A 19,066-nucleotide genomic window follows, 5' to 3' on the forward strand; every position below is an offset into this window, starting at 1 on the left:
CGCGCCATACGATGCGGCGCGGTCGCTGCGTCAGCCGCCGACCGCAAGCACCGTCCCGGGTACGGCCAGCGCCGCCACGGCGCGCAGGTGGTCACGGCGAAACGCGATGCAGCCCTCGGTCGGATAGCCGGGCCGCCGCCACTGGTGCAGAAAGATCGCGGACCCGCGCCCCGGCGTCGCCTCGGGCCAGTTCCAATCGGTCAGAAGCACGATGTCATACAGCGCATCCGCCCGGCGCATCGTCTCGTGACTGTGCGCATGAGGCGCCCGCACCAGGGTGTTGTAGGCCACATCGCGCTCATCGTCGGACCACAGATCGCCCGGCCGGATTGGCCGCGCCCAGGGCGCGGGCGGCGCCACCCGGTCGGGGCGGTACAAGGTGGCGACGATGCGGTGCACACCAGCCGGCGTCGCACCATCACCCTCGCGCTTGTCACCTCGCACGCCACCACGCCCGATCGAACACGGCCAAAGCCGTCCGGCAAACCGCACCCCCATCGGCGTCAGAACCATCACAGCAGATGCCCCGATTTGGCGGCCTTGGTGGCAAGATAGGCCTCGTTGAACGGGTTTTCCCCGACCCTCAGCGGCACACGTTCGGCCACCGAAATGCCACAGCGTTCCATCATCGCGATCTTGGCAGGGTTGTTGGTCAGCAGGCGCACCCCGCCAAAGCCCATCCTGCGCAGGATCTCGGCGCCCAGCCGGAAATCGCGCTCGTCATCCTCGAACCCCAGGCGGTGGTTGGCCTCGACCGTGTCGAACCCCTGATCCTGCAAGGCATAGGCCCGCATCTTGTTGGCAAGCCCGATGCCACGCCCCTCCTGGTTGAGATACAGCAGCACGCCGCTGCCCTCCTGCCCCATCTTCGCCAGCGCGGCGTTCAGCTGCGGGCCGCAATCGCATTTCAACGACCCCAGAAGATCGCCGGTGAAACAGGCCGAATGCAGCCGCGCCAGCACCGGCGCGCTACGGTCGGGGCGACCGATCTCGATGGCGTAATGCTCATCCGACCCGTCTTCGGGTCGAAAGATATGCAACCGGGCGTTTTCGGCGGCGCGCAGCGGCACACGGGCCGACACCACATGATCCAGCCGGGCCAGCGTCAGCAGGTAAGGCGCCGCCTCGATAGCGTCGATCCGCGTCAGCACCGACCGAAGCGCCACTCCGCGCGGATCGCTCACCGGCACCACCAGCGCGGCGGGCAGCAGCCGCGCCGATTTCGTCAGGGTGATGGCCAGCCGGTGCAACGTGGCATTGCCCTCGCGCCGCGTCGTCAAAGGCCCCTTCATCGGCTTTGTCAGGTCGTCCTTGGGATCGGCAAGCCCCTGTACCGCCGCCATGTCCGCACGCCTGGGCAGCACCACGCGCGCCACATCGCCATCGTAGGCCCGTGCCTTGAGCGTCTCGGCCCGACGCGCGGTCAGCACCAGATCGACCTCGCCTTCCCGGCGGAACCGTTGCAGCCGCGCCTGCGACCCCGTCTCGGCAGCCATCACCAGCACACCCTCGTCCCCGCCGGTCAGAACCACCGGCACCCCCATGCGCAGATCGGCGCGGGCGCGGGCAAGAAGTTCCATAAGGCTCGGGGCAAGGGACATGACGGATCTTTCGAGGCGGATCATTCGGGCGACCGTTTCGGGCCGACACTGAAACAAAGCAGCCCCGAACCTGTAACAAAAGCCCAACGGCAACACGAGGGCGTGAGTCAGGTGCAGCAAAACTTGCCCACACGCAACGGTGTTTCCATGTGAAGGTCAAACGAGACAAGGACACGACACATGCCCCAGATCAAAAACATCCTGCTGGTCGACGATGACGACGACCTGCGCGAGGCGCTCGCCGAGCAACTGATCATGACCGAAGATTTCGAGGTGTTCGAAGCCGAGAACGGCACCGCCGCCATGTCTCGCGTCAAGGAACAGAATTACGAACTGATCATCCTTGATGTCGGCCTGCCCGACACCGACGGGCGCGAGCTGTGCAAGCTGATGCGCAAGCAGGGCGTCAAGGCTCCGATCATCATGCTCACCGGCCACGACACCGATGCCGACACCATCCTTGGCCTCGATGCAGGCGCGAACGACTACGTCACCAAGCCGTTCAAATTCCCGGTCCTGCTGGCCCGAATCCGCGCCCAGCTGCGCCAGCACGAACAATCCGAAGATGCGGTGTTCACCGTCGGGCCCTACAGCTTCAAACCGGCGATGAAGCTTTTGATCACCGAGGACGACCGCAAGATCCGCCTGACGGAAAAGGAGACGAGCATCCTCAAGTTCCTGTACCGCTCGACCGAAGGCGTGGTGCCCCGCGACATCCTGCTGCACGAGGTCTGGGGCTATAACGCCGGCGTCACGACCCATACACTGGAAACCCACATCTATCGCCTGCGGCAAAAGATCGAACCCGATCCATCGAATGCGCGTATTCTGGTGACGGAATCCGGAGGGTACCGGTTGGTCTCCTGACCCGGAACGACCACCTGGCCGGTCGGTCCGGCCTGCCTCCGGCGGGAGTTTGGCGGGAGTTTAAGGGCAAGATGAAGACGCGGTGCGGCGCCCTGGCTTCATCTTGCCGGTTAAACTCCGGGGGGCCCGAAGGGCGGGGGCAGCGCCCCCTCCGGCACCAATCGAGAAAAGCAGCGCCTGGGCAAGAGCGCCCTTCATCGGTACCGCCCGGACACATGGCGGCGCGGCGCCGATCGGCCTGGCACCGAACCGCCCGTCCATTGAATCTGGCCGGGCCTGGGGGGAAACGGCCGCTTGCGGACTGCGCTTCAGACGTCAGGCGAGGAACAGATCAGTCGCGACCATGGCGCCCCCAGGCCATGGAAATATGCCCCAGCCCCGCGCGCCACCCCGGGTTCGGGACCGGGGCCAAAAACGTTTGGCGGCAGGCGGCGGCCCCGCGCGATCATCCGCCCGCGGGCGGCAAGCATTTATAGTGTCTGGTATATCGGACGGCATGGGTCGGAACGGATACGCGCGGCCCGGGGCATTCCCCCACGCCGACAGCATAGCCTTTGCGGTGAGACCCGATGCGCTGGCGGTCTTGGCCGTGTTCCCTTTCGTTACAGACACGAAACATATCCGTGGAATCAGCGACCGGCGAACTTCCGCTTCGAGCGAAATCACAAACGGATTGCAATGACGAGCATGGGGCTTAGATACGGGGTATCCCGTTGCATGTGCGGGTCCTCACATGCACCTCCCTGTTGGACCTGGCCGGGCTTCACGCCCGGCCTTTTTTGTCTCGGACAACCGACCTGCACCCGACCGCTCAAACCGGCGCCTACGGGGCATGGGCAGAGACCATCCCGAAAGCCGAAAAACAGGTCGGGCCCCGGAATCCCCCCGAGGCCCGTTGGCGGCGTTGGTCCGTGAGCGGCGCCGCCGTGTCACGTTTCATCAAAAATGTCATGGAAATGTTAAGAAATTGCAAACTTTAGAGATACCGTCCGCTTTTTTGGACTATCCAACGCCTGTGCCAAACCACACACGGGCTCGAAAAACACCGCATTTGCCACCGCTACGCTCACCGTTCATGACCGTAGATGACCGCGCTGACAACGGAGGAAGAGCGTCACGCGTTCCATCGCTGGCCGCTCCGCCGTCCTGAGTTCGAGGCTGCGGCAGATGGTATTGCGCACAGCTGCTGGCGGCGGGGTCCGGTACACCATCGCCGTGCCCGCGCCGGGGACGGCCGTGCCGAGCAGGCCCACCTACCCCCGGCGCGGGCTTCGGGGGGCGGCGGAGCCGAGGAACCGCGGCCGCACATGGCTGGCCGCCGGTCATTCGGGCCGCCGAAGTGCGACCCTCAAGCGCCTTCGGACGATGCCACCGTCGAAAACGCAAACACCTGTGCCGTCAGATCCGCGCCGCAGCCATGAACGCGCCGCCCCCGCGCGGGGGCGCCAGAGGCTGATCGTCTGCGGGTATGCCCCGGTGTCGCCCACGTCCGCCGAAGATCGCGAAGCGTGGACAGCCCCCGGCCATCGCGATTTGCGCTCTCCCCCCGGGCGGCACCATTGCAAAATCACGTCACCCTCACGCAACGAAAAACGCCCCGGCGTTGCGGCCGGGGCGTTCCATGTCCTCAAAACCCTTGGGTTTACTCGGCGTCTTCGGTCTTGCGCGCCTCGGGCGCGATCTCTTCGCCGGTTTCCTGATCGACCATCTTCATCGCCAGACGCACCTTGCCGCGATCATCGAAGCCAAGCAGCTTGACGTAGACTTCCTGGCCTTCCTTCAACACGTCCGACGGATGGTTCAGGCGGCGGTTTTCGATCTGGCTGACATGCACAAGGCCGTCACGCTTGCCGAAAAAGTTGACGAAGGCGCCGAAATCGACGATCTTCACGACCTTGCCCTTGTAGACCTTGTTTTCCTCGGGCTCGGCCACGATCGAATAGATCATGTCGTACGCCTTCTGGATGGCCTCGCCGTTGGCGGAGGCGATCTTGATCACGCCATCGTCGTTGATGTCGACCTTGGCGCCGGACATCTCGACGATCTCGCGGATGACCTTGCCGCCCGAACCGATCACTTCACGGATCTTGTCGGTGGGGATCTGCATGGTCTCGATGCGCGGCGCGTGGACGCTGAATTCGCCCGCTTCGGTCATCGCCTTGGACATTTCGGACAGGATGTGCAGCCGGCCAGCCTTGGCCTGCGACAACGCCTGCTTCATGATCTCGGGGGTGATGCCCGCGACCTTGATGTCCATCTGCAACGAAGTGATGCCGTTTTCGGTACCCGCAACCTTGAAGTCCATGTCGCCGAGGTGATCCTCGTCGCCAAGGATGTCGGTCAGAACGGCGTATTCGCCATCATCTTCCAGCACGAGGCCCATGGCCACACCGGCCACCGGCGCCTTGAGCGGAACGCCCGCGTCCATCATCGACAGCGAGCCGCCGCAGACCGACGCCATCGAGGACGAGCCGTTGGATTCGGTGATCTCGGACACGATGCGGATGGTGTAGGGGAAATCGGTCGGGGCCGGCAGAACCGCCTGAAGCGCGCGCCACGCCAGCTTGCCGTGGCCGATTTCGCGGCGACCGGGGCTGCCCACGCGGCCCACTTCGCCGACCGAATAGGGCGGGAAGTTATAATGCAGCATGAAGTTGGATTTGAAGTTGCCGTGCAGCGCGTCGATGAACTGTTCGTCGTCGCCGGTGCCCAACGTGGTCACGACCAGCGCCTGGGTTTCGCCACGGGTGAACAGCGACGACCCATGCGTGCGCGGCAGAACCTTGGTTTCCGACACGATGGGGCGCACCTGATCCAGCGCACGCCCGTCGATGCGGCGCTTGTTGCGGACCACATCGGCGCGCAGAACTGTCGATTCCAGCTTTTTCAGCGCCGAACCGAGGTTGGCATCGGCCAGCTGCTCTTCGGACAGCTGCGTCTTGATCTCGTCCTTGGCGGCCGACACGGCGGCTACGCGCGCCTGCTTGTCGGTGATCGCGTAGGCGGCGCGCATCTTGTCTTCGCCAATGCCTTTCACCACGCCGAACAGTTCGGAATAGTCGGGCGCCTGGAAGTTGAACGGCTCTTTCGCGGCGTCTTCGGCAAGGCTGATAATCAGGTCGATAACCGGCTGGATCTGCTCATGCGCGAATACGACGGCGCCGAGCATTTCCTCTTCGGTCAGCTCATAGGCTTCGGATTCGACCATCATCACGGCGTCCTTGGTGCCCGCGACAACCAGATCGAGACGCTGTTCGGGGTTGTTGCGCAGCCCCTGCATGTCGTCGACGGTCGGGTTCAGGATGTAATCGCCATCCTCGAAACCGACGCGGCAACCCGCGATCGGGCCCATGAAGGGCACGCCCGAAATGGTCAGTGCGGCCGAGGCGGCGATCATCGCGACGATATCGGGGTCGTTGACCAGATCGTGGCTCAGCACGGTGCACATCACCAGCACCTCGTGCTTGAAACCCGACACGAACAACGGGCGGATCGGACGGTCGATCAGGCGGGCGGTCAGCGTTTCCTTTTCGGTCGGCCGCGCCTCGCGCTTGAAAAAGCCGCCCGGCACTTTACCGGCGGCGTAATATTTTTCCTGATAATGGACGGTCAGCGGAAAGAAATCCTGACCCGGCTTGGGCTCCTTGGCAAAGGTCACGTTGGCCATGACCGAGGTTTCGCCCAAAGTGGCGATCACGGTGCCGTCGGCCTGACGGGCAACCTTGCCGGTTTCCAGAGTGAGGGTTTCTTCGCCCCACTGCATGGTTTTCTTGGAGATGTTGAACATTTTCGTATCCTGTAAGGGAGCACTCGCGGGCCTTCCCGCGTCTCCCGTTTTCATGGCGGCCCCATTGCCGCCTCCCCCTGATCCTCTTGCACGCGCCCGGGGGCTGGAAGCGTCACGTCTCAGATGTGGGGGCCATACAGCGTTTCGCGCTGGAAGAAAAGAAAAACCCTCGTGTTTCATGGCCCCGAACCCCCTGCGCCCGATCCCAAAGACCGGACTGACGCGGCGCGCGCCATCTGTCACGATAGCCGACGGAAAAGCTGCCCGCCGATGTTGCCGCGCCCGGGCTTGCCCTTTTCGCCCCGGCTGCCATGTGGAAACCCTGTACCCTCACCATGTCGGGATGTCACATGACCGTCTTTCAGATCGCTTCGCTGCTGATCGTCCTTGCGGGGGCCTTTGGCGCCATCAACCATTTCGTGTTTCGCCTGCCGTCGTCGATCGGCATCCTGCTGGTGTCGCTGTGCGCGTCCTTCGTGCTGCTGATCGTCGACCGGCTGTTCGCACTGGACCTGGCAGACCTGATCCGCAGCCAACTGCTGGAGATCGACTTTTCCGACACCCTGCTGGAAGGCGTGCTGGGGCTGCTGCTGTTTGCCGGGGCGCTGCACATCAAGCTGTCCGATCTGCGTACGGTCTGGGTGCCGGTGCTGCTGATGGCGACGCTGGGCGTGGTGCTGTCCACGGCGATCGTCGGGGTCGGGTTTTCCTGGCTGACGGGGGCACCGCTGGGAATCGCGCTGGTGTTCGGTGCGCTGATCTCGCCCACCGATCCGGTGGCGGTGCTGGGGGTGCTGGGCGGCTCGGGGCTGGACAAGACGCTGGAAACCCAGATCGCCGGGGAAAGCCTGTTCAACGATGGCGTCGGCTATGTCGTTTACCTGATTCTGGTGGGGCTGGCGTGGCCCGCCACGGCGCATGGCACCGGGGATACCGGGGTGATCGCCGCGCTGGAACTGTTCGTGCAGGAAGCTCTGGGAGGAGCGCTTCTGGGCGTCGTGCTGGGCTGGCTGGTGTTTCGCGTCATGCGCCACATCGACGATTATCCGCTGGAGGTTCTGCTGACGCTGGGGCTTGCCTTTGGCGGCTATGAACTGGCGCAGGCGCTGCATGTGTCAGGCCCCATCATGGCCGTGTGCGCCGGGCTGCTGATCGGCGATGTCGGCGCCCGCTACGGCATGAGCGAGGAAACCCGCAGATACGTCGATGCCTTCTGGGTGCTGGTGGATGAAATCCTGAACGCGCTGCTGTTCATGATGATCGGCTTCGAAGTGTTTGCCGTCACGCTGGAGACAGACGTGCTGCTGGCGGGGGCGGCGTCGGTGGCGCTGGCGCTGGGGGCGCGGCTGATCGCCGTGGCGCTTCCGGTGCTCGCGCTGCGCCCTTTTCGCAGCCAGGTCAGGGGCGTGATCCCGATCATGACATGGGGCGGGCTCAAGGGCGGGATTTCGGTGGCGCTGGCTCTCGCCCTGCCCGCTGGCGAGTGGAAGCCGGTGATCCTGACGGCGACCTATGTGATCGTGGTGTTTTCCATCGTCGTGCAGGGGCTGAGCGTCGGCAAACTGGCCCGCGCCTTCGCGCATAAGGGCTGAAACGCGAAACGCCCGCTTCGGAAAAGCGGGCGTTTGCGTAACCGGGTGTGGCGATGCGCCCCGGACGTTCAGCGGCGGATGCCGAGACGCTTGATCAGATCCTGATACCGGGCTTCTTCCTTGCCCTTGAGATAGTCCAGCAGCTTGCGGCGCTGTGCCACCATCATCAGAAGGCCACGACGCGAGTGGTTGTCCTTCTTGTGGGTCTTGAAGTGTTCGGTCAGCGTGGTGATACGGCTGGTAAGGATGGCCACCTGAACTTCGGGCGAGCCGGTGTCGCCTTCCTTGGTGGCGTATTCCTTCATCAGGCGGTTCTTTTCTTCGACGGTGATCGACATCGGGGTCTCCTTATGGGTTTGTGTGAATGGCGCAAGCCGGGATGTCGTCCAGCAGGGCCCGTGGAGAGATCCGTCACGGCATGCCGCAGCGAATGCGCGCGTATAGGGCGATTCCGCGCGGTTGGCAAAGGGAAACCGCCGGTCAGGCGGCCAGCGCAGATGCCGTGCTTTCGCGCAGCAAGGCGATGTGATCCAGCGACGGCACAGTGTCGTCGGGCAAAGTGGCGACAGGCACACCGTCCAGCAGGATGTCGGTCATCCCCGGCCTGTCCGAAAGGCGCAGGCCAAGCATCGGCGGCGCCCCCCTGTCGCTGTCGTCCCAGACCACGACAAGCCGGTCCCGTGCGGGATCAAACCCCGCCGCCCGGATCGGTTCCGGATCCGGCACGGCCGCATCTCCGCCCGGGGGCCGGTCCGGGCGCCCGTCAGAGGACCCGTCAGCGGCCCGGTCAGCGTGCCAATTCGGGGGCCAATTCGGGGGCAAGGCGGGCGCCGCAGACGCGCGCGGGCCGTTGGGATGGCCCAAGGCGAAAGGACCTCGCCCATCGCCGGCATTTCCCGCGCCCCGCATCCCGATCACTGCGACCGATCCCAGCACCATCATTCCCATCAGCCCGGCCAGCCAAAGCATGAGTTCCCCCGATACGCCACTGTCACGCCCCGACTCTGACACCCAAAGGTAAACATGCCCGCAACGGATCAGGGTGCTCTCCTGTGCCAGAGCGTAGGATCGACGTCATAGGCCACATAAAGGGGGTGTCGCGGGTGGCCGCCGCGTGTCAGCCCCAGCATGTGCACCGGCGCCGCAAGGTCGCCAGCGAGGCGTGGCCCCCGCCCCATGAACGCGCCGTGCACGCCCCATCCGGCAACTGTCATGGCGGCCTCCTCGTGCCACTGGTGCACCAGCGCGTCATTCTCTGCGCCGATCGGGGCGTCGGCGCGCCGCAGATCGGCGGGACGCGTCGCGCGAAAGGCGAACAGGTTGGCGATGCGCATCGCCCCGAACCCCATGCGCCGTGCGCGCCGCTGGCACCGCTCGATCGTCGGATCGTTGCGCCGTTCGTCCGCAGTCGACGGGTTGAGCATGATCCACAGCAGCGTCCCGCCCGTTCCCCAGCGCCGTTCCAGCCCGAAGCGATAGCGCTCGCAGGGGGAATAGAGCGCGCGCGAAGTGACGCCCGCCTCGGTGTGATGTCTTTCGATCATGGTGCCGCCTCATGCCTGTGCGCGCTGCCGGGCGCAACCGATTGACACCCCCCCGAGGTGGGCGCAGGTTCCGCCGACCCCATCACAAAGGACTCCGCGCCATGGATATTGCCCGCATCGAAGCCGCCGCACAGCGTCTCGCCGGTCACGCCCGCCGGACGCCGCTGCTTGGCTCGCCGTTTCTCGACGAAATCGCCAGACGGCGGGTGCTGGTCAAGGCGGAATGCCTGCAACATACCGGCAGTTTCAAGTTTCGCGGCGCCTGGTCGGCGATTTCGGCCTTGCCGCCCGAGACCCGGGCCCGTGGCATCATCGCGTTTTCATCCGGCAACCATGCGCAAGGCATTGCGGCGGCGGCAAAACTGCACGGCGTGCCTGCGGTGATCATCATGCCGTCCGACGCTCCGGCCGCCAAGGTGACAGGAACGCGGGGCCTTGGGGCCGAGGTTGTGCCCTATGACCGCGCCACCGAAGACCGCGACGCGCTGGGGGCGCGACTGGCACAGGAACGCGGCCTGGCGCTGGTGAAACCCTTCGATGACCCCGAGGTGATCGCGGGACAGGGAAGCTGCGGGCTGGAGATCGCCGAACAGGCCGCCGAGGCGGGAGTCACGCGCGCCGACGTGCTGGTGTGCTGCGGCGGCGGAGGGCTGACCTCGGGCATCGCGCTGGCGCTTGAGGCGCGCGCACCGGGGCTGCGCGTGCGCCCTGCGGAACCCGAAGGGTTCGACGACGTGCGCCGCTCGCTGGCGTCGGGCCGGATCGAACGCAACGCGGCGCTGTCGGGCAATATCTGCGACGCCATCGTCACGCCGCAACCGGGCAACCTGACCTTTCCGATCATGAAGCGTCTGTGCGGACCGGGCCTTGCAGTCACCGAAGACGAGGCATTGAGCGCCATGGCCCTTGCGTTCCGCCACCTGAAAATTGTCGCCGAACCGGGCGGCGCGGTGGCGCTGGCGGCGGCGCTGTTCCGGGGCGATGAACTGGAAGGCGATGCCGTGATCTGTACCGTGTCGGGCGGCAATGTCGATGCGGGCGTGTTCGCGCGCGCGCTCGTCCTTTTGTAGGCGGCGCATCAGACGTCGGTGTCGATCCAGATCGTCACCGGCCCGTCGTTGACCAGCGATACCTGCATGTCGGCACCGAACCGCCCCGTGGCGACCGGAACCCCCAGCCCTTGCAGATGGGCGGCGAACCGCTCGTAAAGCTGCTGGCCGTCTTCGGGCGCGGCGGCCGCGGAAAAGCCGGGACGATTGCCGCCGCGCGTGTCGGCGGCCAGCGTGAACTGGCTGACCACCAGCGCAGCCCCGCCCACATCCAGCAGCGACCGGTTCATCCGGTCCCGATCGTCGCGAAAAACCCGCAGCTTCGAAACCCTGGCGGCAAGTTTTTCAGCCTCGGTGCCGGTGTCCCCGCGCATGGCGCAGACAAGGATCATCAGACCCGGCCCGATGTCACCCAGCACGGCCCCGGCAACGCTGACCCGCGCCTGGGTGACGCGCTGAACAAGCGCTCTCATATGCCGTCGATCTCGGCATCCCAGGGCGGGTTGGCCCCGGCGCGCGACACGGTAACCGCCGCCGCCGCCGCCCCCAGCATCACCGCCGGGCCCAGATCGTCCAGCCTGGCCGCGCGCACTGCGGCGCGCGACAACAGCCCCGCCCGCCACAGCCCGGCAAGCAGCCCCGCGTTGAACGTGTCGCCCGCCCCAACGGTATCGACCACCTCGACCTTGCGCGCGGGAACCAGCAGTTCGCCCCGTGCCGAAACCGCCGAAATGCCTTCGGCCCCGCGCGTTTCCAGCACCAGCGCGGCGCCCGCGTCGATCAGCGCGGCGGGGGTGGTGCCCAGCCACTGCATGTCTTCGTCGGAAATCTTGACGATGTCGGCGCGTGCCAGCATGGCCCACAGGCGGGCGCGGTAGCGGGCCTCGTCCGTGACAAAGCCGGGGCGGATGTTGGGGTCGATCATCACAAGGCGCTCGCCCGCGTCGGCGCACAGCGATGCGTAGGTCTCGGCACCCGGTTCGGACACAAGGCTGATACCGCCGAAAAACAGCGCCGCCACGTCATCGGGAAGCACCGGCAGATCCGCCCCGGTCAGCATCCGACCGGCGGTGTTTTCATCGTAGAACGCATATTGCGCATGTCCGTCCGTGAGTGTCACGAAGGCCAGCGTCGTGGGGCGGTCGCTGCGCGGCGCCAGCGCGGCATCGACCCGGCTTGCCGTCAGCGCGCCGGACAACACCTGCCCGAACAGATCCGTGGACAGCCCGCCGAAATACCCCGCCGGCGCGCCAAGCCGGCCCAGCGCGATCGCGGTATTGAACACCGACCCGCCGGCCACGGGCACGAACGCCTGTTCGCCTGCGGTGGTGGCGCGCGGCAACATGTCGATCAGCGATTCTCCGCAACACAGGATCATGGCCGGACCTCCTTTGAATGTTAGCGCCGCAATCTGCCCCGATCGGGGGCGCAGGGCAAGCGCAGAAAACCGCCGCGGTCGCTTCGGACTTGAGCGAGATCATGGCGCGTTGCGCCGCGCCGGCCTAACATCGGGGCGTGAAAGGAGAGGTTGCGCAGGTACACCGGTACCGTGGCGCGCTTTGGCACTGGCAGGATACGCCGCTCTTCGGGGCCTTACGGTACGCGCAAGGTTCGCCCACCGGCGCCCACGACATGCGGCGGGTCGCACAGAGGGCTAGGCCACCCGCAAGACCGCTTCTTCACGCAGGAGGAGCGCGACGATCATCCTTCCGGGAACACCGGGGTCCGCATGAGAGGTGCCGCGCAAGCGCGCCCGAGGAGCAAGCGGACCCAAGGTTCACGGAGGCGGTGGGAAAGGGCAACGAAAGGCGATGATCCCCGTCTCGTCTTCCCCGCGTTCCTTTTCCGGGTCGTCGTGTATGGGGTGGGCAGCAATGCCCACCCCTGTCCGTTCCGGCGTACCGGCGCGTCCGCCTTACTGACTGATCGCAAACACATACCCAACCGCCCCCGCGACGATCAGCCCGGCAATCACCGCCAGCGTGATTTTCCACGCCGACCAGGGCCGTTCCCCCTGCACCCGCCCGGTGGTGCCGTTGACGACAAAGCGAAACGTCTCGCCCTTGTACTTGTAGGCGGCCAGCCACACCGGCAGCAGCACATGTTTGAAGGTCACGGCGGACACCTGCGTATCCAGCGCGCGGATGCGCTGCCGGTCGCCGCCGATGTCGAATTTCACGTCCCGTTCGATCTGACGATCCATGACGGCGCGCGCCTCGCGGTAGCCTTCGTCCAGATCGACCTGATAAACTTCGGCCCGGAAGCCGGCAAGAAATTCGGGGCGATAGGGTTCCATCCGCGTCAGGTCCCACGGCTGCAGCGCATCGGTGTATTTCTTCGGCAGGCTGCGCGAGGCCAGCACCAGCACATCGTCGAAAAACCGCGACACCCGCCCCGCCACCGACCGCCATCGCACCTTGGCGACGCTGATCGTCTGTGTCTTGCCGTTGCGCACCACTTGTCGACGTTCGTGATAGACCGTACCGCGTTCGCCCCGGTAGGCGGTGGTGGACTGCGCATCGAACGTCCAGAACGGCACATAGATGCCCTGCATCTTGCGGCCCTTGCGGGCGTAATCCTGCAAGCCACCGGGCGCGAACCACAACCCGCCCAGCCAGTCGGTCATCGCCTGACGCGCCGTCGCCTCGTCCAGCGCAAAGGGCAACAGCCCGCGCGGCTTGATCTGGCGATGGGTGCCCGTGTCCGCCACCACCGGCGTCGCGCAGAACGGGCATTCCGAGGCATGGGTGTCGTGGTCGAATTCCACCTCTGCGCCGCAGTTGGAACATTGCGTGACACGCAGATCCTCCATTTCCTGCAGGGGCAGAAGGTTGTCGAGCGCCGCACGGAAATCGAGTTCGCGGATCGACCCGCCCCAGGGGCCGGCGTCTTCGACCGGCTTGACGTGACCGCAGTGGTCGCAGTGCAGCTCGCCCCTGGCGGGATCGAAACGGTAATCCGCCCCGCATTGTTCGCAGGGAAAGCGGTGGTCGTTGTTCATGCTGGCCCCTTCCGGATGCTCGGCTGATCTGCGCGCGCGGTCTGAACGGCGCGAGCCTAGGCGCGATAAAGCGCCAAGGAAACCCGGTTTTCCTGCCCAGCGCCACGGGTTAGGCTAGGGATGACAACACAGGGAACCGGCGACGTGTCAAGATGGGCAGGCGCGGCAATCATCGCCGCAGTTTTTGCGTCGGGCATCCCGGCGGCAGCGACCGATGTGTCCTACAGCTTTGTCTGGCAGGGCGGGAACGGGCACGAAATGCGCGGGGCGATGTCCTTTGACAGCGCATTGATGACCGCCCCCGAAGTGTACGCCCGCGACCTGAGCTGTTTCGTCATCGAAGGCACACACAACGGAACGCCGATCGGACGCTGGGCGCTTGGGATGCTGAATGAACAGACCACATGGGCGCTGACGTTTCTGCCCCAGGATGCCGCGTTTGCGGTGTTCGGTCCCCGGCACATGATGCCACAGGCCTGGAACATGGATGGTTTCGGCACTGATTGCGGCGCAAGCGGTTTCGGATTCAACATCGGAAATGCGGCGCAGGATCTGTGCGTGGACGGACGGCTGGTCCTGGGTTCGCAAGTCGCCCCCGACCAACCCTTTCCGGCGACGCCCGACCCCTCGGTCCGGTTCCCCGCCGACGCCTGCCCGAGGCCGGACTTGATCGGGGCGCTGGATTTCAGGGCGCTCCGGGGGGCGGGGGCGGCATCACGGTGAAAAGCTGCGCCAGTTCGGCCACGTCTTCGGCCCGCTTCCAGCCGTCCTGACCCTGGGTCCACACGAAGGTGTCGCGCGACAGCCCGCCCTCGGACACCATGCGGCCCAGCCGCGCCTTGCTGAACGGGCCGGTGGTCTGACCGTTTGCGGCAAGATGCCAGACGTGTTCGACCGGCGGCGGCGGAGGGGGCGGCGGCGACGGGCGCGCGCCCCACGGCCCGGCCTGCGCCTGACCGGTCATCTGGGCGCCCATCGCCATGCCAAGTCCCGCCCCCAGGCCGGTGCCCATGGCGTTTCCGGCAGCGGACCCGACCTGCCCCAGCGCCTCGGCGGCCTGAAATTTCGTGTAGGCATCGAGATTGCCGATCACCCCCATCGAGGTCCGCCTGTCCATCGCCTTTTCCACCGCATCGGGCAGCGAGATGTTTTCGATGTACAATTCGGGCAGTTCCAACCCGTATTCCGCAATCGTCGACGAAATCCCCGTCGCCAGCATCTTGCCCAGATCCTGCGTGTTCGCGGCCATATCAAGCACCGGAATCCCCGACCCCGCGATCAGGCGCGAAAATTCCTGCACGATGATGTTGCGGATCTGAAAGCTGATCTCATCGCTGGTAAATTCACCGTCGGTGCCGACGATTTCCGACAAGAAGCGGGCCGGATCGGCCACCCGCACCGAATAGGTGCCAAAAGCCCGCAGCCGCACCGGCCCGAATTCCGGATCGCGGCACATGATCGGGTTCTTCGTGCCCCATTTCAAACCGGGCATGCGCGTCGTGTTGACGAAATACACCTCGGATTTGAAAGGCGAGCGGAAGCCGTGATCCCAGTGCTGCAGCGACGTCATCACCGGCATGTTGTTGGTTTCAAGCATGTAAAGGCCGGGGGTGAACACATCGGCAAGCTGGCCCTCGTGCACAAAGACCGCCGCCTGCCCTTCGCGTACGGTCAGCTTGGCGCCGTACTTGATTTCGTGCCCGTACCGCTCAAATCGCCAGACCATTGTGTCGCGGCTGTCATCCACCCAGTGGATCACGTCAATGAACTGGCCCGAAAGGAAATCAAGAATGCCCATTACGGCCCCCGGTCAAAAATGCTGTCAGCGACCAACTTAACCACGCGCCGGCCGGGTACAAGCATTGCGCGTGCCAAATGCACGCTATCGGGCCGCCGCAATCAGGCCGAGCGCGCCAGGGTCGCGGCGCGATCCCGCGCGCCAGAGACCATCAGGTCGCTGACGTAATCCAAAAGCTGGCCCCAGGCGTCGGCGTCCGCCACGTTCCAGTCGGCGACATGCTCTGCCAGCGTTTCGATCAGCGCGGCCTTGACCTGATCGTATTGCGCTTCGGTCACGCCGTATTCCGCATGCCGCGCGCCCATCACCTCGATTTCGGCCACGAGCATCTGCAAGTGGTCCAACGACTGGACAAGCACCAAAATCATGTCGAACAGCTTTTCCGACTGGCGCAGCATTCCGTCAGGTCCTTTGGGGAACATCCTGCGCGTTTCCGGCGCAAGCCGGAACAGGCGCGCATAGAAATCCATTGTCAGCCCGCTGTTCGCCATGCGCAGTCGCCCGACAGTGGACAGGATCTGCTGTTTTACCGCATCTTCGAACATACGCTTCCCTCCTGCCGCAACTCCCGACGGGGATAGCGGCAAAACATGAAAGTCGCTTTAATCCAGTCGGGTCATGTTCCGCCCAAAAGCTCGGCGGCGCGCTGGCGCACGATGGGGCGCACCTGGTCCGCAGTCATCCCGGCGACGACGGCAGGGTCGTAAAGCAGCCGCAGCAGCATCTCGTCCTGCGTGGTCAGCAGCGCGAATTCGTCGTCATCGTTGAAGATCGAGGGCCGCGCGTTGGGGGAATCGTTGCCCAGCCCCAGCCCCTGCGCGATTTCCTCATGAACGCAGGACTGGCGCAGAAGATCGGGATGCTCGGACCGGATCACGGCGATGGCATCGCCGTAGGCATAGCCGCCGCGCTGTTCGGAAAACGCGATGACCAGGCAGTGGATCGAGCGCGGCAGGTCGTCGAAAATCTCCAGCGCGGAGGGGTTCACATCCGGCACCAGCGCCCGGATCCGGGGAGCAAGCGTGTCCTTGTCGTCCTCGGACATGAACAGCACATGAAAATTGGCGCCCCCGCCGGTGACCGAAATCGGATGCCCCGTCACGCGCGCAAGCCGGTTGATATACTGTATCACCATGTTGCTGTCGGTGGTGCGCTGATCGTCGGGCACATGATCGCCGAATTCGATGGTCACGCGAACGGGCTGTTCCCATTTCTTGATCTTCCCCAGCTTGCCGTCGGACGGGCGCAGCCCGGCGCCGCGCTCATATTCCTCAGCCAGGGCGATGCGTTCGAAATTGCGCAGCAGCATGGTGTCGGTGAACGGCGTGTCGGGGCCGCCGCCATCGGTGCGCAACAACCCCTGCGCCAGCAGGTCGGCCTGCACCCGCGCATAATAGGTTTCAAGGTCGCGGCTGGCCAGCGACTGGCTGCGCGGCTCGGGGGCGGGGGCCGGCGGCTCGGGCTCGGTCGGGCCGGGCCGCGCATGTGGCGGCACGGTGGTTTCGCGCGGGGCAAGGCTGGAAGTCTCGCAGGCCGCAAGGCCCGCAAGCGCAAGCGCGCACAGCGCGATATGGCGCAGCCCCGCGCGCATGGGTCAGGCGGCTCCGGGCACGGCGGTGCCCGCAGTGTCGCCCACCCCGTCCTGCCGCGCCTTGGCCGAGGCGAGCGTATCGCGCAGATCGTGTTCCATCTTTTTCAGGTCATCTTCGGCCCTGGCACGGCGGGCCTTGCCCTCATCCGCGATGGCCAGGCTTTCCTGAATGGTGGCGATCAGGTCGGCATTGGCCTGTTTGACGGCCTCGATGTCGAACACGCCGCGTTCCATTTCGGTGCGGATCGCGGTGTTGCTTTCGCGCAGATTGGCTGCGTTGGACGTCAACAAATCGTTGGTCAGGTCGTTCGCCTCGCGCACCGCGGCAGCCGCTTCCGAGCTGCGCTGAACGGTGACAGCCTGGGCCAGTTGGGTTTCCCACAGCGGCACCGTGTTCACCAGGGTCGAGTTGATCTTGGTCACCAGCGACTTGTCGTTTTCCTGAACCAGCCGGATCGACGGCAGCGACTGCATTGTCACCTGCCGCGTCAGTTTCAGATCGTGCACCCGACGTTCCAGATCGTCGCGGGCGGCGCGCAGATCGCGCAGTTCCTGCGCCTTCATGACCTGGTCGTTTTCCGGCGCGGCATGCACCTCGGCGTCCTTTGCGGGAATGTCGACGGCATCCAGTTCGGCCAGCTTGGCCTCGCCCGCCGCGATATACAGCGCCAGTTCGTCGTAAAACGACAGCGTCTTGTCATACAGCATGTCGAGCGACCTGATGTCCTTGAGCAGCACATGTTCGTGCTTCAGCAGATTGTCGGTGATACGGTCGATCTGGCTCTGCACCTCTTCGTAGCGCGCGGTGAACCTGGCGAAGGGCGCGGCCTTGCCCAGCAGCTTTTCCCACCAGCTTCGCTTGCGCCGCACGTCCAGTTCGTTGACCGAAAAGCCCCGGATCGAGGTCACCATGTCGCGCAGGGAATCCCCCGCCGGGCCGACATCCTTGTTGCGCACGCCATCCAGCATCGCCTTCGAGATTTCCTGAAGCTCGGCCTGCGCGTGCGACCCGAAGGAGACGATGGAATTGGTGTCGTCCATGTCGATCTCGGCCATCCGCGACCGGATTTCCTCGCCCGCTTCGGGGCTGGCGTCGGCCAGCGGCACCACGGCCTGCGCATCGCCGGGTTCCGGCAGGATGACTGCGGTCACCTCATCGACCATCGCCACCGACTGCGCAGCGCTGGCCCTTACGTTCTCGGACATCCGTTTTTCTCCCGACTGTATCTCTGTGGGGCCTTCACGCCTAACGCGGGCGCAGACCGTCCCGTTGCAAGCGTTCCCGCAAAACGTCGATTTCGACCGTCAGATCGGCGTTGCTGTCCAGCAGGAGCTTTTCGTTCTTCTTCCCGAAGCTGTCTTCAAGATCGGTCAGCAGCGTCATGAAATCGCTCCGCGCGCCCCGATCCTGCGCGCGGCAGTAAAGATCGGCGAATTTAACGGCCGCGTCGCGCGCGCCCATCAGGTAGACCCCGAGATATTTGCGCGCCGCCGTCAGGTCGCGCGGATCTTCTTCGACGGTGCGGATCAGTTGCGACACCTTCAGGTGGAACCGTTCCACCCGCGCCTCGACCTCGCGATCCCCGGCGCGACCCACCGCGTCTTCCATTTCGGTCAGATAGGTTTCGGCCTCGTCCACGACGCGGGCCACGCGGTCCTGCTGGAATGCATCGACGCCTTCCATGCCCTTGCTTTTCATCGGGTCGATCCCGAAGGCGGCAAGGTGCAGCGCGGTCGCGCAGACCCCGTAAAGCGGGGCCGCCAGCAGGTTGCCGTCGCCGCGCAGCGCCGCCACCGTGACGCCGATGCCGGTGGCCACCGCCGCCAGAATCTTGCGCGGGATCGCGGGCTTGCGTGCCACACGGCGCTCATCGAACGCGGCGTGCGCGCGCAGCCCGTCGCGCAGCAGCCAGGCCCCCAGCAGCAGTATGCCCGCCCCGGCCAGCCCGGCGGCCAGCCCGATGGCACCGTCGTTCAGCGACGTCGCCGCCAGCACGATCGGCGGCGCGAACAGCACGTTGGACCGCGCGCCCACCGGATCGACCCGCGCCCCCTTGTAATGACCGGGGCGAATCGGATCGTTGGCGGTGGGTTCGGGCGCATCGGGGCTAAAGGCGCCCCCGTAGCGTTTCGCCATGGTCAGAGCCCCCCGAGCCAGCCCGAAGTCACCCCGAATAGCAGGACGATCAGCAGCACATAGGCCGCTTTTTGCAGGGCGCTGCCGGACATATGGCCT

Annotated in this window: 18 protein-coding genes; 4 read left to right on the forward strand and 14 right to left on the reverse strand. The window is 65.4% G+C overall.

Annotation, left to right across the window (positions count from 1 at the left end; translation table 11 throughout):
• Window positions 1-30: 30 nt before the first annotated feature.
• Together ATI53_RS03020 and ribA are read right to left on the reverse strand one after the other, a co-directional pair.
• Entirely contained in the window at window positions 31-513 is a 483-nt protein-coding gene (locus tag ATI53_RS03020) for a L,D-transpeptidase family protein (RefSeq protein WP_009507012.1), read from the reverse strand.
• On the reverse strand, window positions 513-1,601 hold the full coding sequence (gene ribA / locus ATI53_RS03025; RefSeq protein WP_111549698.1) for a GTP cyclohydrolase II: 1,089 nt from the start codon (window positions 1,599-1,601) through the stop codon (window positions 513-515). The genes ATI53_RS03020 and ribA overlap by 1 nt, the downstream gene beginning before the upstream one ends.
• Window positions 1,602-1,781: 180 nt before the next feature.
• Between ribA and ATI53_RS03030 the strand changes: the two genes are divergently transcribed.
• Complete coding sequence (locus ATI53_RS03030; RefSeq protein WP_009507010.1) at window positions 1,782-2,468, forward strand: response regulator transcription factor; 687 nt, start codon at window positions 1,782-1,784, stop codon at window positions 2,466-2,468.
• Window positions 2,469-4,110: 1,642 nt separating this feature from the next.
• Here ATI53_RS03030 and pnp read toward each other — a convergent pair.
• On the reverse strand, window positions 4,111-6,255 hold the full coding sequence (gene pnp / locus ATI53_RS03035; protein ID WP_009507009.1) for a polyribonucleotide nucleotidyltransferase: 2,145 nt from the start codon (window positions 6,253-6,255) through the stop codon (window positions 4,111-4,113).
• Between the two features lie 350 nt (window positions 6,256-6,605).
• Between pnp and ATI53_RS03040 the strand changes: the two genes are divergently transcribed.
• Complete coding sequence (locus tag ATI53_RS03040) at window positions 6,606-7,847, forward strand: cation:proton antiporter (protein WP_111549699.1); 1,242 nt, start codon at window positions 6,606-6,608, stop codon at window positions 7,845-7,847.
• Between the two features lie 68 nt (window positions 7,848-7,915).
• On the opposite strand, the gene rpsO is transcribed toward ATI53_RS03040, so the two are convergent.
• From rpsO to ATI53_RS03055, 3 genes are all read right to left on the reverse strand, one after another.
• Window positions 7,916-8,185, reverse strand: coding sequence for a 30S ribosomal protein S15 (rpsO, locus tag ATI53_RS03045; protein WP_009507007.1), 270 nt, complete (start codon window positions 8,183-8,185; stop codon window positions 7,916-7,918).
• Between the two features lie 142 nt (window positions 8,186-8,327).
• Window positions 8,328-8,573 (reverse strand): hypothetical protein, encoded by a 246-nt coding sequence (locus ATI53_RS23160; RefSeq protein ID WP_170134516.1) that lies wholly within the window; start codon window positions 8,571-8,573, stop codon window positions 8,328-8,330.
• A 311-nt stretch (window positions 8,574-8,884) separates the two neighbouring features.
• A complete protein-coding gene (locus ATI53_RS03055) occupies window positions 8,885-9,391 on the reverse strand; it encodes a DUF1643 domain-containing protein (RefSeq protein ID WP_009507005.1) in 507 nt (168 codons plus the stop codon).
• Window positions 9,392-9,492: 101 nt separating this feature from the next.
• On the opposite strand from ATI53_RS03055, the gene ATI53_RS03060 reads away from it, so the two are divergent.
• Window positions 9,493-10,461 (forward strand): threonine ammonia-lyase, encoded by a 969-nt coding sequence (locus tag ATI53_RS03060; RefSeq protein ID WP_111549701.1) that lies wholly within the window; start codon window positions 9,493-9,495, stop codon window positions 10,459-10,461.
• 8 nt (window positions 10,462-10,469) lie between these two features.
• Here the strand turns inward: ATI53_RS03060 and dtd are convergent, their stop codons facing one another.
• From dtd to ATI53_RS03075, 3 genes are all read right to left on the reverse strand, one after another.
• Window positions 10,470-10,913: a D-aminoacyl-tRNA deacylase gene (dtd, locus tag ATI53_RS03065; RefSeq protein ID WP_111549702.1), complete on the reverse strand. Its 444-nt coding sequence runs from the start codon at window positions 10,911-10,913 to the stop codon at window positions 10,470-10,472.
• Window positions 10,910-11,818, reverse strand: a complete 909-nt coding sequence (locus ATI53_RS03070) for a carbohydrate kinase family protein (RefSeq protein WP_009507002.1) — start codon at window positions 11,816-11,818, stop codon at window positions 10,910-10,912. The genes dtd and ATI53_RS03070 overlap by 4 nt, the downstream gene beginning before the upstream one ends.
• 537 nt (window positions 11,819-12,355) lie before the next feature.
• Window positions 12,356-13,441: a TFIIB-type zinc ribbon-containing protein gene (locus ATI53_RS03075; protein ID WP_009507000.1), complete on the reverse strand. Its 1,086-nt coding sequence runs from the start codon at window positions 13,439-13,441 to the stop codon at window positions 12,356-12,358.
• A gap of 144 nt (window positions 13,442-13,585) precedes the next feature.
• Here ATI53_RS03075 and ATI53_RS03080 point away from each other — a divergent pair, with 144 nt between their 5' ends.
• Window positions 13,586-14,164, forward strand: a complete 579-nt coding sequence (locus ATI53_RS03080; protein ID WP_240778535.1) for a hypothetical protein — start codon at window positions 13,586-13,588, stop codon at window positions 14,162-14,164.
• Here the strand turns inward: ATI53_RS03080 and ATI53_RS03085 are convergent.
• From ATI53_RS03085 to ATI53_RS03105, 5 genes are all read right to left on the reverse strand, one after another.
• Complete coding sequence (locus ATI53_RS03085) at window positions 14,127-15,239, reverse strand: SPFH domain-containing protein (protein ID WP_111549704.1); 1,113 nt, start codon at window positions 15,237-15,239, stop codon at window positions 14,127-14,129. The genes ATI53_RS03080 and ATI53_RS03085 overlap by 38 nt on opposite strands.
• Window positions 15,240-15,340: 101 nt before the next feature.
• Window positions 15,341-15,784 (reverse strand): globin domain-containing protein, encoded by a 444-nt coding sequence (locus tag ATI53_RS03090; RefSeq protein ID WP_009506997.1) that lies wholly within the window; start codon window positions 15,782-15,784, stop codon window positions 15,341-15,343.
• Between the two features lie 71 nt (window positions 15,785-15,855).
• Window positions 15,856-16,830 (reverse strand): DUF2927 domain-containing protein, encoded by a 975-nt coding sequence (locus tag ATI53_RS03095; RefSeq protein WP_009506996.1) that lies wholly within the window; start codon window positions 16,828-16,830, stop codon window positions 15,856-15,858.
• Between the two features lie 3 nt (window positions 16,831-16,833).
• Entirely contained in the window at window positions 16,834-18,036 is a 1,203-nt protein-coding gene (locus tag ATI53_RS03100) for a toxic anion resistance protein (protein ID WP_009506995.1), read from the reverse strand.
• A 40-nt stretch (window positions 18,037-18,076) separates the two neighbouring features.
• The gene (locus ATI53_RS03105; protein WP_009506994.1) at window positions 18,077-18,967 is read right to left on the reverse strand and encodes a 5-bromo-4-chloroindolyl phosphate hydrolysis family protein; all 891 of its coding nucleotides are present in this window, start codon (window positions 18,965-18,967) and stop codon (window positions 18,077-18,079) included.
• Window positions 18,968-19,066 lie beyond the last annotated feature (99 nt).

This window comes from Salipiger aestuarii (genome assembly GCF_003259905.1).
In the GTDB taxonomy this organism is placed as follows: domain Bacteria; phylum Pseudomonadota; class Alphaproteobacteria; order Rhodobacterales; family Rhodobacteraceae; genus Salipiger; species Salipiger aestuarii.